The following is a 13,184-nucleotide window of genomic DNA, read 5'->3' on the forward strand; positions in this document are numbered from 1 at the left end:
TGTTCAGCCGGTGACCACCTCCAGCCTGGAGCCGGTGGTGTCCCGCGCCTTGCGCACCCGCAGCCGGGTGGGGATGCGTTGGCGCAGCTCCTCCACGTGCGAGACCAGCCCTACGACGCGGCCACCAGCCCGCAGCTCGTCGAGGGTGTCCATCACGAGGTCGAGGGTGTCCGCGTCGAGGGTGCCGAAGCCCTCGTCCACGAACAGCGTGTCCAGGAGCGCGCCGCCGGTCTCGGCCGCGACGACGTCGGCCAGGCCCAGCGCCAGGGCGAGCGAGGCGAGGAAGGACTCCCCGCCGGAGAGCGTCTTGGCGGGCCTGGTCCGCCCGGAGTAGCCGTCGAGGACGTCGAGTCCGAGCCCGCCGCGCGTCCCCCTGGCGCCCGCGGCGTCGGAGTGGACGAAGGAGTAACGCCCCTGGCTCATCCGCTGCAGGCGCGCGGTGGCCGCGACGGCCACCTCCTCCAGGCGGGCGGCGAGGACGTAGGACCGCAGCGACATCTTCCTGGTGTTCTGCCCACGTCCGTTGACGACGTCGGTGAGGGCGTCGAGCTCCGCGTACGCGGCCTTCATCGGAGCCAGCACCGTCCACGCGGCGCGGAGTTCGCGGCCGAGCCCGACCACGTCGTCCCGGCGCCGCTGCGCCGCGTTCAGTTCGCTGAGCGCGACCGCGGCGTCGCGGCCCGCCTCCCGCGCCGCCGTCTCGGCTTCGGCCACGTCGACGTGCGCGGCAGGATCGACATCGGCGAGTTCGGGCTCCGCCAACGCCGATCGCGCGGCGGCTTCCCGGCGGTCCAGCTCGCGGATGCGCTGTTCCAGCCGCTCGCAGTCGGGCTCCTTCAGCACCGCGTCCAAGGCGGCGTCGAGGTGGTCGAACCCCGCGTCGGCGACGGCGGCCAGCACCGCGGCGCGTTGCCGGTCCACGCGATCGGTGGAGTCCACGAGCACCATGCGCACATCGACGAGCTCGGTCAGGGCCTTCGCGGTGTCAAGAAGGGCCGCCCGCCGCGCCGATACGTCCGGGTAGTCACCGCGTGCCTCCTCCAGCCTCACCGCTCGACGTTCGACCGCTTCCGTGAGCGCGACCTGTTCCGTGGCGCGGACCGCGACCGAACGATCGGCCTCGCTGTGTTCCTGACGGGCCTGCTCGAGCTTGCCCTCCAGTTGTTCCAGCTCGGCGACACGCGTTCGCACGGCGGCCGCTGCGGCATTGGCCGTCCGGTGCTGCGCGTCGACCTCAGCCAGCAGCTTCTTCAGCTCGTCAACGCTCCTGCCGTCGAGCCGTTCGCGGAGGGCGGCGACGCTCCGTTCGGCGACCTGCGCTGCCTCGCCGGCCGAGTCACGGCGGCGGAGTGCTTGCTGCTCAACACTTTCCGCCCGATGCTCATCCGCTTCGGTGACCCGCTCCGCCGTGCGGCTCGCGGGCGCCGGGTGCTCGGCTCCCCCGCAGACGGGGCACGGTTGTCCCGCCGAGAGCCCTTCCGCCAGCTCCGCGGCGATGCCCTGGAGGCGACGTTGCCGCAGGTCGAGCAGGAGTTCGCGGGCGTTCTGGTGCTCGTCGACCGCAGCTCGCAACGCCGCGGCCGCTCGCTCGTGGACGCTCTCGGCCTCCGGCAGGGCCTCCGCGTCGCGCACCAGCGAACGCAGCTGGTCCCGCTGTCCGGCGAGGTCGGTCAGCCGCAGGGCCGCTGCCTTCGCGTGGTCGACGGCCTCCCTGCAGGCGCTGATCCGCTCGGGCAGGCCGCTGACGATCTCGTCGAGTTCCTTGGCGCGCCTGCGGAAGGTCTCCAGCTCCCGATCCAGCCGGCCCAGCCGGTCCTGGTCGCGTTGTTGCTGCTCGACCTCTGCCGCGAGTTCGGCGAGCTGACCGGCCAGCTCCTGGTTCGCCGCCGCCCTGGCCCGCAGCTCCGCAACGGGGCTGTCCTCATCACCGACCTTGGCAGTCGCCCGCCGCACCGCGTCCTGCGCCCGCCGCAGCTCGGCTTCGGCCCTGGTGAGCACCGCGTGCGCCTCGCGGACCGGAACCGCCTTCCGCGCCGCCGTCAGCGCGGCGACCCACGCCTGCCGCTCGACCCACATTTCGTCCACGGTGGACAGCTCGGCGGTGGCGACCCGCACACGCCGCACCCGGTCGGCGAGTTCGCGACGCCGGACGAGTTCCGCATCCGCACGCTGGTGCGCGTGCTTGGCTTCTCGTTCCTTCGCCGTGGCCTGCTCGACCTCGGCCGCACAGGATGCGGTGAGCTCGTCGAGCCAGCGCTCTCCTTCCGCCTCCTCGGTGAACGCGGTTCCCGTCACCTGCGCGATGCGCTCGGCCAGCAAGCGCGCACCGCGCTGCCGCTCGTCGAGTTGGCGGCCGGCCTCCCTGCGGCGCTCCATGAACCACAGCTCGACCTCGCGGAACCGCTCGGTGTCGAACAACCGCTCGAGCAGCTTCTCCCGCTCCGAGGTCTCGGCCCGCAGGAACCGGGCGAAGTCCCCCTGCGGCAACAGAACGACCTGGAAGAACTGCTCGGCGCTCATCCCGAGCAGGCGCTCGACCGTCCTGGCCACCTCGTCGATCCGGGTGACGCCCTCGCTCGCGTGACCGGGCGGCGCGGCGCTCAGCCAGGTCAGCGATGCCTTGGCGTTCTGCGTCGTCTCGCCGCCACCACGACGCTTGGGCCGGGTGTACTCCGGGCTCCTGGTGATCCGGAGCCGATGCCCCTGAAGGCTGAACTCGAGCACGATCTCCGTCGGGGTGTCCGCTTCGGCGTAGTCGCACCGCAGCCGCTTCGCCTCGCCCCGCGCACCGGGGACCTTGCCGAACAGGGCGAACGCCACCGCGTCGAGGACGGTGGTCTTGCCTGCCCCGGTTTCCCCGTGCAGCAGGAACAACCCGTCCTCGCCGAGCGCGTCGAAGTCGACGTTTTCCCGCCCCGGATAGGGGCCGAAGGCGGCGAGTTCGAGCCGGTGCAGCCTCATACCTGGACCTCGGTTTCCCGGACGGACTCGATCGCCGCGTCCAGCAGCCGCCGTTCCCGTTCGTTCGGTTCGGCACCCCGGCAGTCGTCGACGAAACGGTGCGAGATCTCGACATCGCTGCGCCCGCGCACCGCCTCCACGTAGCGCAGCGGCGCGTCATCCTCGCCGGACGGCCGGAAATCGATGTGCACCGCGTAGGGAAATCGCTGGTGCAGTCGCCGCATCGCGTCGAGTGGGCGCACCCGGTCGGTGAGCACGACGGACAGGTACCGGTCCTCCAGCTCCGCGTAGGCAGGATCGGCGAGGAGGTCGTCGATCTCGCCGGTGACGGTGGCGAGCCCGCGTGGCACCGGGAGTTCCCTGCGCCGCACCCCGGCCAGCCCCGAGGCGTCGAGGTCGACCAGCCACACGGACTTGCGGTGCGTCATCTCGGAGAACGAGTACGCGAGCGGGCTCCCGGAGTAGCGCAGGTGTTCGGCCAGCACCTGCGGTCCGTGCAGATGCCCGAGCGCGACGTAATCGACGCCGTCGAACACCGCGCCCGGAACCTGTTCCACGCCGCCGACCGCGATCGTGCGCTCGGAATCGCTGCCCGCGCCACCGGTGACGAAGGCGTGCGCGACCACGACCGACCGGGTGCCGGGGGCGCGTTCTCCCAGGTCTTCCCGGACCCGGCGCATCGCTTCCGTGAGCACTGCGGCGTGTCCCCTGCCTTCCGCCATTCCCAGTGCCCTGCGCGCGAGATCCGGGTCGAGATAAGGAATGCCGTAGAACGCAACGGGTCCGTGCTCGTCGGTGAGCAGAACCGGTTGGTGCAGCGAGGAGATCCTGGTGCGCAGGTGCAGTCCGCCCGCGGCGGCGAACTCGGCGAACGCGCCCATCCTCGGTGCCGAGTCGTGGTTGCCGGAGGTGACCACGATCTGCGCGCCCGCGTCGCGCAGCGCCCGCAGCACGAGCACGCACGTCTCGACCGCCTCGGCCGACGGCACGGCGCGGTCGTAGAGGTCGCCTGCCACCACGACGACGTCGACCCGCTCCTGCGCCACCACGTCGGCGAGACCGGTGAGCACGTCGGTCTGGTCGGCCAGCAGATCCCTCCCGTGGAAGGTGCGGCCGACGTGCCAGTCGGAGGTGTGCAGCACTCGCATGGCAGTCACGTTAAGCCCACTCGCCGAGAATTCCCGGCAATACCAAGGGCAAGTCGCGGCCTGGGTGGAATTCGTCTCACGGAGTCGTCCGGCCACCGACTCGGTTTTCGAACTCACAGCGGGCTTTCTGCCCCGGTCAGGGACCGTGTTGTGCGCGCAGGGCGTGGCCTCGGGCGGCGTTCCTTGTCTAGACACGGTGAAACGAATTCCACCCGGGCCGCCCCCCGGCTGCACTTTGTCGGCCCGGAGGTCCATCATCGCGGTGTGACCTCCGTTGTGATCACCGCTCTCGCCGTGCTGGCCCTGCTGATGGCCGGCGCGCTGTTCATGCTGTGGCGGCTCTACACCGACGGTGTGCGGCGCACCGACCTGGCGATGGCCATGGTGGAGACCGAACGCGGCCGGAACCGGGACCAGCAGGCCGCCCTGCGCAGGTACGAGGTGGCCTTCTCCTCGGTCAGCGGCCGGGGCGAACTGGGCGAGCAGGTGCTGGTCGAGACGGCGCGGGCGCTGGGCCTGCGCGAGGGGTTGCACTTCACGCTGCAGACCGACCTCGCCGGTGGTGGATCGGCGAAGCCGGACCTGTTGCTGCTGGTCGGCGGTGACCGGAGGGTCCCGGTGGACGCCAAGGCCAGCATGGCCTGCTGGGCCGAGGCGGTGGAGACCGACGACGCCGCCGAGCGGGCCGACGCCCTCCGGGTGCACGTGCGCAACATCCGGTCCAGGGCGGCGGACCTGGCGGGCAAGGGTTACCAGCGCTGGGCCGACGCGATCTACGGGACGATCATGTTCGTGCCGTCTGACGCGGCGGTGGTCGCGGCGCTGGACACCGACCCGAACCTGTTGCGGTGGTTGCTCGACCGGCGGATTTTCCTCTGCGGCCCAACGGGTTTCGCCGTCCTGGCCTCGGCTGCGCTGTTCGCGGCGACCGAACGGACGCTGGTCGAGGACATCGAGAACGTGCGCGCGCAGGCGGCCCGCGCGCACCGGTCGGCGGGCAACGCGGTGGAGGCGGCCAACCTGGCGAGCACCCACCTCCAGCGGTTCCTGTCGGCGCGGCGGCGGGAGCTGGACGCCCTCGACAGCTTCCGCGGTGCGGCCCAGCCGCTGACCGAGGCGGCAGCCAGCCCGACACCGATCCCGGCCGTTCGCAACGCCGACGAACTGTTCGGAACCGGCAATGGCGCCGTCGGGGACGAGACCGGCGAAACCGACGGGCAGCGCAACGGCAGGCACGAGATCGACGGGCAGGGGGTGGTCGGCGACGGACGCTGACCGGGTCGCCCGGAGCAGCCGACATCACCGTTTCGGGTAAGCCAGGACTTCTCAATTGCGAACGCGTTCTTCACGTTTCACCGAATGGCGCTGGTGAATGACGTTCCGGCGGGGTGACCACGTCTTCCGGATCACTCCATGCTGCAAACGTTGCCTCCGCACGGACTAACGTGGAACGTGTGACCGCCACACGCGATCGTCGGAATGACGCCGGGCCAGACCCGCGTTGGGCGCTGCGCTCCGCATTCAGCGACAACGGCATACCGTGGTGGGCCGCCGCTGTGCTCGCCTTCGGTGTGTCGGCGGTCATCGCGCTCATCGCGGGGCCGGGTGGCTTCCTGTTCTCCGCGTTCTTCTTCCTCAGCTGTGTGGCCGCCGCAGTGATGGTGCAGCGAATCGCCATCTTCGGTCCGATGGTGCAGCCGCCGCTGGTGATGGTGGGTGCGGTGCCGGTCGTCGTGCTGCTCTCCGGCTCCGGCGGGGAAGGACTGTCCGGCAAGGCGCTGAGCATCGGCAAGCCGCTCATCGAGGCGTTCCCGACGATGGCTCTCACCACCGCGGCCACCGTGGGCGTCGGCGTGTACCGCACGTTCAAGGAGCGCAGGCCTGTCGCGGACGAGGTGGCCGAGCAGGAGCCACGGCGCCCCTCGCGGCCGTCCGGGCGACCGACGCGGGACGAGCGGCGCGAGGACCGCGTCGACGAGCGCGTGCGCGGACGGGACGAGCGCGGCCAGAGCGATCGTGGGCGGGGCGACCGCGCCCCACGCGAACGGGCCCCGCGGCCGCCGCAGGCGGATCGGCCGCGCCCGGCCGCGCGCGAGCGAGGCGAAGCCGACCGCGCGCCCAGGCCTGCGCGCGGTCAGCAGGACCCGCGGGCCGCTCGGCAGCAACCGCCGCAGCCGCCGTCGCGGGCGCCGCGGCCAGGGCAGGGGCAGCAGCCACCCCCGCGCCAGCAACCGCCGCGCCCGGGGCCGGGTGGGCGGCCGCAGCGACCTCGGCAGCAACCCCCGCAGCGGCGTCCCCGCCGGGACGACGACTACTGACACCCCTGAGCACGACGAGAGCCCGGTGACGCGGTCACCGGGCTCTCGCGTTGGTCGGGCTCAGGAGTTGGCGACCTGCTGCAGGTCGCGCTTCAGCTCGCGCGGGAGCTGGAAGGTGATCCGCTCGTTGGCGGTGGTCACCAGCTCCACGTCGTCCCAACCGCGCTTCTCCAGCATGGCCAGCAGGTCCATCACCAGGATGTCCGGCACGGACGCCCCGCTGGTCACGCCGATGGTGCCGACGCCGTCCAGCCAGGACTCGTCGACCTCCTTGGCGTAGTCGACCAGGTAGGCGGCCTTCGCGCCGTACTGCAGCGCGACCTCGACGAGGCGCACCGAGTTCGACGAGTTCTTCGAGCCGACCACGAGCACGAGGTCGCAGTCCGGAGCCATCGTCTTCACCGCGACCTGGCGGTTGGAGGTGGCGTAGCAGATGTCGTCGCTCGGCGGGTCCTGCATCTCCGGGAAGCGCTCGCGCAGCTGCTTCACCCGGACCATCGTCTCGTCCACGCTCAGCGTCGTCTGGGACAGCCAGACCACCTTGGACGGGTCGCGGACCTCGACCTTCGCCGCGTCCTCGGCGGTGTCGACGAGCTGCACGTGGTCGGGGGCCTCACCGGCGGTGCCCTCGACCTCCTCGTGCCCCTCGTGCCCGATCAGCAGGATGTCGTAGTCGTCCCTGGCGAAGCGCCGAGCCTCGTTGTGCACCTTGGTCACCAGCGGGCAGGTCGCGTCGATGGTGCGCAGGTTGCGGTTGGCGGCCTGCTCGTGGACGGCAGGCGAGACGCCGTGGGCGGAGAACACCACGAGTGCGCCCTCGGGCACCTCGTCGGTCTCGTCCACGAAGATCGCGCCGCGGTCGCGCAGGGTCTCGACCACGTACTTGTTGTGGACGATCTCCTTGCGGACGTAGACCGGCGCGCCGTAGGTCTCCAGCGCCTTCTCGACGGTGATCACTGCTCGGTCCACGCCTGCGCAGTAGCCACGGGGGTTTGCCAGCAGCACGCGCTTGGGCTTGGAGGTGGTCATGCCACCAGCGTACGGACGGCCGAACGGGGGAGTCATCCCACCGTCGACTGAGCGCACTGGGCCGAACGGGAACGGGCGGGCGCACGAGTTCCCAGGCACGACCGAACTGAGGCAGGCTAGGAGCATGAAGTCCTTGCCACTGCCACTGCGCGTCGCCGCTGGTCTGGCGGTCACGGCCGTGGAACAAGCCCGGAAACTGCCGCAGTCCCTCGCCGGGCTGCCGGTCACCGTCGCGAGCGTCGCCATGCAGGCGTCCATGCGGGCGCAGCAGCACCTCACCGAGCTGGCCATCAAGGGCGATGAGGCGCTCGCCACGTTCCGCACCGCGGAGGAAGCCCCCGAATGGGCGACCTTCGACGAGGACATCGACCTGAGCGAGCCCGCGGCCGAGGCGAAGACCGCTCAGGCCGGCAAGACCGAGGCCGAGGCGGAGCAGCCGGGCCCCGAGGCCCTGCCCGGCTACGACGACCTCACCTTCGCGCAGTTGCGCGGCAGGCTGAAGTCGCTGACCGCCGAGCAGTTGGAGGAGGTGCTCGCCCACGAGCGCGCGCACGCCGACCGCGAGGCGTTCGTGCGGATGCTGACCAACCGGCTGACCACCGTCCGCGGCTCGTGACCTCTCCCAGCAGCGCCGACGAGCCCTGGCCGGTACGCACGGTCGCCCGCAAGATCGCCGAGTGGATCAACCGCCTCGGCGCGGTGTGGGTGGAGGGCCAGGTCACGCAGATCTCCGCGCGCCCGGGGACGGGAACCGCCTTCCTGACGCTGCGCGATCCGGCCGCCGACATCTCGATCACGGTGACCTGCGCCCCCGCGCTGCTGCGCGGCATGGAGCTCACCGAGGGCAGCCGCGTGGTCGTGCACGGCCGCCCCTCCTACTTCGCCGGTCGCGGCACGCTGAGCCTGCGGGTGGACGAGATCCGCGCGGTCGGCGTCGGCGAGCTGCTGGCGCGGATCGAACGGCTGCGGCAGCTGCTGGGCGCGGAGGGCCTGTTCGACGCGCGGCGGAAGCGGAAGCTGCCGTTCCTGCCCGGCCGCGTCGGGCTGATCACCGGGCGCGCGTCGGCCGCGGAACGGGACGTGCTCACCAACGCCCGCGCGCGCTGGCCGTCGGTGCTCTTCGAGGTGGTCAACGTCGCGGTGCAGGGCCCGACGGCGGTCCCGCAGATCGTCGAGGCGCTCGCGAAGCTCGACGCGAACACCGAGGTGGACGTGATCGTGCTCGCCAGGGGCGGGGGCAGCGTCGAGGACCTGCTGCCGTTCTCCGACGAGACCCTGTGCCGGGCGGTCGCCAAGTGTCGCACGCCGGTGGTCAGCGCGATCGGCCACGAGCCGGACACGCCGCTCGTCGACCACGTCGCGGACCTGCGTTGTTCCACGCCGACGGATGCCGGCAAACGGGTGGTCCCGGACATGGCGGAGGAGAGCGAGCGCATCAGGCAACTGCGGAATCGAGCTCGCCGAGCTCTACACGGATGGGTGGATCGCGAACACCGGCTGCTGGACGCGCTGCGCAGCCGGCCGGTGCTGGCCGATCCGATCACGCCGCTGCGGAACAGAGCTGACGAGGTACGCGGGCTGCGGGACCGGGCGCGGCGGGTGGTGCGCGCCGAGCTCGGCGCGGCGTACACCGGGCTAGAAGCGACTAAAGCACGCTTGACGACCTTGGGACCTGCGTCCACTCTGGCCCGCGGGTACGCGATCGTCCAACGCCTCGCACCCGACGGGAGCACACACGTGCTGCGCCATCTGGCCGACGCTCCCCCGGGAACAAGCTTGCGCGTGCGGATCGTTGACGGTTCGGTACATGCCGTCGTGCCCGAGGAGCCAGAACAGCGCTGAACGGAGGTAGGCGGTGCCCTTTCCGGCCCGAGAACCGACGTTCCTGCCGTTGACCGTAGCCGCGGCCCGAACCGCCGCCGACAGCCAGGTCGGTCCGCCGGAGCGCGCGAGCGCGCGGGTGGTGCAGCGGCGGGCCGAGGAGGCCAACGCCGCGGCGGCCGAGTGCTGGTCGGCCCTGCTGGGCGGCTGCGTGTCCGCCGCGCGGCTGGGTCTCCCGGCTAGGCTGCGTGCGTTGTCCGAGGCGACCTCGGTCTACGTCGGCGACTCCTGGTGGCTCGGCGACGGTTCGGCGCACCGCAGGAGGGTGACCGCGGCCGAGGACCGGATCGGCGAAGCGCTCTTCGAGGGCGACGGCGCCGAGTTCGCCGAGGCCTTCATCGGATACGACCAGGCGGTCGCCACCGCGATGGTCCGGGTGCAGAGCAGGTTGGGGAGTCCCACAGCGTGAACGACAGCGGCGCGAGCACGGAGCTTGATCCCGAACTGGCCGCGCTGAGCTACGAGGCCGCGCGCGAGCAGCTCGCCGACGTGGTGCGCAGGCTGGAGGCGGGCGGCCTCTCCCTCGAGGACTCGCTGGCGCTGTGGGAGCGCGGCGAGGCGCTTGCCAAGGTGTGCGACCGGCACCTCGCCGGTGCGCGGGAGCGCGTCGACCGGGCGCTGGCCGCCGTCGAGGCCGAGGACCGCTAGCCGGGTCCGCCCTCCTAATCGATCCTTCCAGCGGTATCCCGCGCCGCCGCGGTTCCGCGGCGGGTTGTCCACAGGTTTGTCCACATTTGGGCGGGCTATCCACAGGCGCGTTAGGTTGGTCACCATCGGGGCCCACCACCTGGTTCGCGGCTGACTCGGTAGGTGTCTGATCTGCGAGGATCGGCTTCGCGTGGTGTCGATCCACCGCGATGGCAGATCAACGGAGATCCGCTGCACCCACCAGGGAGGCGCGATATGAGCACCAGTTCGGCCCGTCGCCGGGAGGCCCCCGACCGCAACCTCGCCCTTGAGTTGGTCAGGGTGACCGAGGCCGCCGCGATGGCCGCGGGCCGCTGGGTGGGGCGCGGCGACAAGAACGGTGGCGACGGCGCGGCCGTGGATGCCATGCGCAAGCTCATCGGCACCGTCTCGATGCGCGGTGTGGTGGTGATCGGCGAGGGCGAGAAGGACGAGGCGCCCATGCTCTACAACGGCGAGGAGGTCGGCAACGGCGACGGGCCGGAGTGCGACGTCGCCGTGGACCCGATCGACGGCACCACGCTGATGAGCAAGGGCATGCCGAACGCGCTGGCGGTGCTGGCGGTGGCCGAGCGCGGCGCCATGTACGACCCGTCCGCGGTGTTCTACATGGAGAAGCTCGCGGTGGGCCCGGAGGCCGCGGGCGTCGTGGACCTGGAGGCGCCCGTCGCGGAGAACATCCGCAGGGTTGCCAAGGCGAAGTCCACCGACATCTCCGACGTCACCGTCTGCATCCTGGACCGCCCCCGGCACGAGCGACTGGTGCACGAGGTGCGCAGGGCGGGCGCGCGGATCCACTTCGTCAGCGACGGCGACGTGGCCGGCGCGATCTCCGCGGCCAGGGCGAACACCGGCGTCGACATGCTGCTGGGCATCGGCGGCACCCCCGAGGGCATCATCGCGGCGGCGGCGCTGAAGTGCGTCGGCGGCGAGATCCAGGGCCGCCTGTGGCCCAAGGACGACGAGGAGCGGCAGCGCGCCATCGACGCGGGCCACGACCTGGACCGCGTGCTCACCACCGACGACCTCGTGCGCGGCGACAACATCTTCTTCTGCGCGACCGGTGTGACCGACGGGGACCTTCTCCGTGGAGTCCACTACCGTTCGGGGGGTTGCACCACGCAGTCCATCGTGATGCGGTCCAAGTCCGGCACCGTGCGCCTGATCGACGGTTACCACCGGTTGACGAAGCTGCGCGAGTACTCCTCCGTCGACTTCGACCGCACCGAGGACGAGGACGCGGAGCCGCTGCCGCTGCCCTGACGAGCCGAGGTGTCGAGCCCGAACGGTCCACTCCGGAAGTCCGTTCGGGCGGATACCTCCAGCGGGTTACCCCGAAAGGATTAAGCGCCCACGCTTCATGTGACTCCTGGCAGAGGGCGCCAGGGGCGAAGTGAGGAGTGATCAGTGCGTACTCGATCTCTGATCGTCGGGGTCCTCGCAGCAGTCACCGCCATCGGCGGTCTCACCCTGCCCGCCGCCGCGGCGGCAACCCCGCAAGACGACGTCTCCACCCGCATCATTGGCGGCAAGCCCGCCAGCGAGGACTACTCGTTCATGGCCTCCCTGCAGGGCAGCACCGGCAGGCACTCCTGCGGTGCCTCGCTGATCAAGGCCGACTGGGTCGTCACGGCCAAGCACTGCGTCGGCGCAGGCGCCTCCGGCATGCAGTTCCGGATCGGCACCAAGACCCACAACGCCGGTGGCACCGTGGTCAAGGCCGCCAAGGTGGTCACCCACGCCTCCATCGACATCGCGCTGGTCAAGCTGGCCAACCCGGTGCAGGAGAAGACCATCGCGGTCGCCGACTCGGCGGGCGCGGAGGGCACCGCGACCAGGATCATCGGCTGGGGCCTGACCTGCCCGACCCGCGGCTGCGGTGACGTGCCGGTGCAGCTGCAGGAGCTGGACACCAAGATCCGCCCCGACAGCGCGTGCCTGGGCATCACCGGCGCCCAGGAGATCTGCACGGACAACCCCGGCGGCAACTCCGGTGCCTGCTACGGCGACTCCGGCGGCCCGCAGGTGAAGAAGGTCGGCGGCACGTGGCAGCTGATCGGCGCCACCAGCCGGGCCGGCAACGGCAACCCCACCTGCGCGACCGGTCCGTCGATCTACGTCGACGTGACCACCTTCAAGGACTGGATCGCCCAGAACACCGGCGCGTAGCCGCCCACGGACTCGGCCCCGTCGTTCCCCGCAACGGCGGGGCCGAGCCGTGTCCGGTGACGGTGCGTAGCCCCGCCCAAAGTAGGTGCCCGGACGAACATGAGCGCTGTTTACCTTTTCGTGACCCTCCCGGCAGAGGGCGCCGGGAGGCGTGAAAGGAGAGAGAACAGTGCGTACTCGTTCTCTGATCGTCGGTCTCCTGGCCGCGACCGCCACCGCGGTCGGCGGCTTCTCCCTGCCCGGTGTCGCGGCCGCGTCACCGGACGGCGATGTCAGCACCATGATCGTCGGCGGCGGCAACGCCACCGAGACCTACTCGTTCATGGTGTCCCTGCAGAACACCTCGGGCGGGCACTTCTGCGGCGGCTCCCTGATCAAGGCGAACTGGGTGGTCACCGCGAAGCACTGCGTCCAGGGCAAGTCGCCCGCGTCGGTGCGCGCCAGGATCGGCACCACCAACCGCACCAGCGGCGGTCAGGTGCTCGGCGCCAGCCGGATCGTGCTGCACCCCGGCGTGGACCTGGCGGTGGTCCAGCTCGCGGGTTCCTCGACGCACGCGCCGGTGTCCATCGCGGACAGCTCGGGCGCGGTCGGCACCCGGACCCGGATCATGGGCTGGGGGCAGACCGTGGCCAGCGGCCCCGGCTCCGCCCCGATCACGCTCAAGGAGCTGAACACCTCGATCCGTGCCGACGGTGACTGCCGGGGCATCAACGGCCCCGCCGAGATCTGCACCGACAACACCGGTGGCGACCAGGGCGCCTGCTACGGCGACTCCGGCGGCCCGCAGGTGAAGGGAAGTGCGGGCAACTGGACGCTGATCGGCGCGACCAGCCGCAGCGGCAACGGCAGCTCGATCTGCGCGACCGGCCCGTCGATCTACGTCGACGTGTCCGCCCACCGGAGCTGGATCTCGTCCAACACCGGCGGCCTGTAATCGATGCTGAAGGCCCTTTCCGCCACGGCGGAAAGGGCCTTCAGTCGCTTTCAC

Annotated in this window: 12 protein-coding genes; 9 read left to right on the forward strand and 3 right to left on the reverse strand. The window is 71.3% G+C overall.

The features are described from left to right. Positions 1-3: 3 nt before the first annotated feature. Together BLT28_RS24150 and BLT28_RS24155 are read right to left on the reverse strand one after the other, a co-directional pair. Positions 4-2,961 carry an AAA family ATPase gene (locus BLT28_RS24150; RefSeq protein WP_030427625.1) on the reverse strand — a complete coding sequence of 986 codons (2,958 nt, stop codon included), beginning with the start codon at positions 2,959-2,961 and terminating at the stop codon, positions 4-6. Continuing rightward, a complete protein-coding gene (locus BLT28_RS24155; protein WP_030427624.1) occupies positions 2,958-4,109 on the reverse strand; it encodes an exonuclease SbcCD subunit D in 1,152 nt (383 codons plus the stop codon). Before BLT28_RS24155 ends, BLT28_RS24150 begins: the two co-directional genes overlap by 4 nt. A 309-nt stretch (positions 4,110-4,418) precedes the next feature. On the opposite strand from BLT28_RS24155, the gene BLT28_RS24160 reads away from it, so the two are divergent. Next, positions 4,419-5,384 carry a DNA recombination protein RmuC gene (locus tag BLT28_RS24160; RefSeq protein WP_081900065.1) on the forward strand — a complete coding sequence of 322 codons (966 nt, stop codon included), beginning with the start codon at positions 4,419-4,421 and terminating at the stop codon, positions 5,382-5,384. A gap of 179 nt (positions 5,385-5,563) precedes the next feature. After that, positions 5,564-6,427, forward strand: coding sequence for a DUF6542 domain-containing protein (locus BLT28_RS24165; RefSeq protein ID WP_156050550.1), 864 nt, complete (start codon positions 5,564-5,566; stop codon positions 6,425-6,427). Positions 6,428-6,487: 60 nt separating this feature from the next. Here BLT28_RS24165 and BLT28_RS24170 read toward each other — a convergent pair whose 3' ends face one another. Further along, positions 6,488-7,456 (reverse strand): 4-hydroxy-3-methylbut-2-enyl diphosphate reductase, encoded by a 969-nt coding sequence (locus tag BLT28_RS24170; protein WP_030427621.1) that lies wholly within the window; start codon positions 7,454-7,456, stop codon positions 6,488-6,490. 124 nt (positions 7,457-7,580) lie between these two features. Here BLT28_RS24170 and BLT28_RS42135 point away from each other — a divergent pair, with 124 nt between their 5' ends. The 7 genes from BLT28_RS42135 to BLT28_RS24200 all read left to right on the forward strand — a co-directional run bounded on the left by BLT28_RS42135 (position 7,581) and on the right by BLT28_RS24200 (position 13,130). Further along, positions 7,581-8,072: a lipid droplet-associated protein gene (locus tag BLT28_RS42135; protein WP_030427620.1), complete on the forward strand. Its 492-nt coding sequence runs from the start codon at positions 7,581-7,583 to the stop codon at positions 8,070-8,072. Beyond that, complete coding sequence (gene xseA, locus BLT28_RS24175; RefSeq protein WP_030427619.1) at positions 8,069-9,298, forward strand: exodeoxyribonuclease VII large subunit; 1,230 nt, start codon at positions 8,069-8,071, stop codon at positions 9,296-9,298. The genes BLT28_RS42135 and xseA overlap by 4 nt, the downstream gene beginning before the upstream one ends. Before the next feature lie 13 nt (positions 9,299-9,311). Then, positions 9,312-9,746, forward strand: a complete 435-nt coding sequence (locus BLT28_RS24180; RefSeq protein ID WP_030427618.1) for a hypothetical protein — start codon at positions 9,312-9,314, stop codon at positions 9,744-9,746. Next, positions 9,743-9,985: an exodeoxyribonuclease VII small subunit gene (locus tag BLT28_RS24185; protein ID WP_030427617.1), complete on the forward strand. Its 243-nt coding sequence runs from the start codon at positions 9,743-9,745 to the stop codon at positions 9,983-9,985. The genes BLT28_RS24180 and BLT28_RS24185 overlap by 4 nt, the downstream gene beginning before the upstream one ends. Before the next feature lie 255 nt (positions 9,986-10,240). After that, the gene (glpX, locus tag BLT28_RS24190; protein WP_030427616.1) at positions 10,241-11,287 is read left to right on the forward strand and encodes a class II fructose-bisphosphatase; all 1,047 of its coding nucleotides are present in this window, start codon (positions 10,241-10,243) and stop codon (positions 11,285-11,287) included. 144 nt (positions 11,288-11,431) lie between these two features. Then, complete coding sequence (locus BLT28_RS24195) at positions 11,432-12,193, forward strand: S1 family peptidase (protein WP_030427615.1); 762 nt, start codon at positions 11,432-11,434, stop codon at positions 12,191-12,193. A 169-nt stretch (positions 12,194-12,362) separates the two neighbouring features. Continuing rightward, positions 12,363-13,130: a S1 family peptidase gene (locus tag BLT28_RS24200; RefSeq protein ID WP_030427614.1), complete on the forward strand. Its 768-nt coding sequence runs from the start codon at positions 12,363-12,365 to the stop codon at positions 13,128-13,130. Positions 13,131-13,184: the final 54 nt, after the last annotated feature.

The organism is Allokutzneria albata, from assembly GCF_900103775.1.
Taxonomy (GTDB): Bacteria; Actinomycetota; Actinomycetes; order Mycobacteriales; family Pseudonocardiaceae; genus Allokutzneria; species Allokutzneria albata.

Excerpts from the sequence above, each read along its gene's own strand:
- BLT28_RS24150 (WP_030427625.1), bottom strand. The coding sequence starts at position 2,961 with ATGAGGCTGCACCGGCTCGAACTCGCCGCCTTCGGCCCCTATCCGGGG.
- BLT28_RS24155 (WP_030427624.1), bottom strand. The coding sequence starts at position 4,109 with ATGCGAGTGCTGCACACCTCCGACTGGCACGTCGGCCGCACCTTCCAC.
- BLT28_RS24160 (WP_081900065.1), top strand. The coding sequence starts at position 4,419 with ATGGCCGGCGCGCTGTTCATGCTGTGGCGGCTCTACACCGACGGTGTG.
- BLT28_RS24170 (WP_030427621.1), bottom strand. The coding sequence starts at position 7,456 with ATGACCACCTCCAAGCCCAAGCGCGTGCTGCTGGCAAACCCCCGTGGC.
- BLT28_RS42135 (WP_030427620.1), top strand. The coding sequence starts at position 7,581 with ATGAAGTCCTTGCCACTGCCACTGCGCGTCGCCGCTGGTCTGGCGGTC.
- glpX (WP_030427616.1), top strand. The coding sequence starts at position 10,241 with ATGAGCACCAGTTCGGCCCGTCGCCGGGAGGCCCCCGACCGCAACCTC.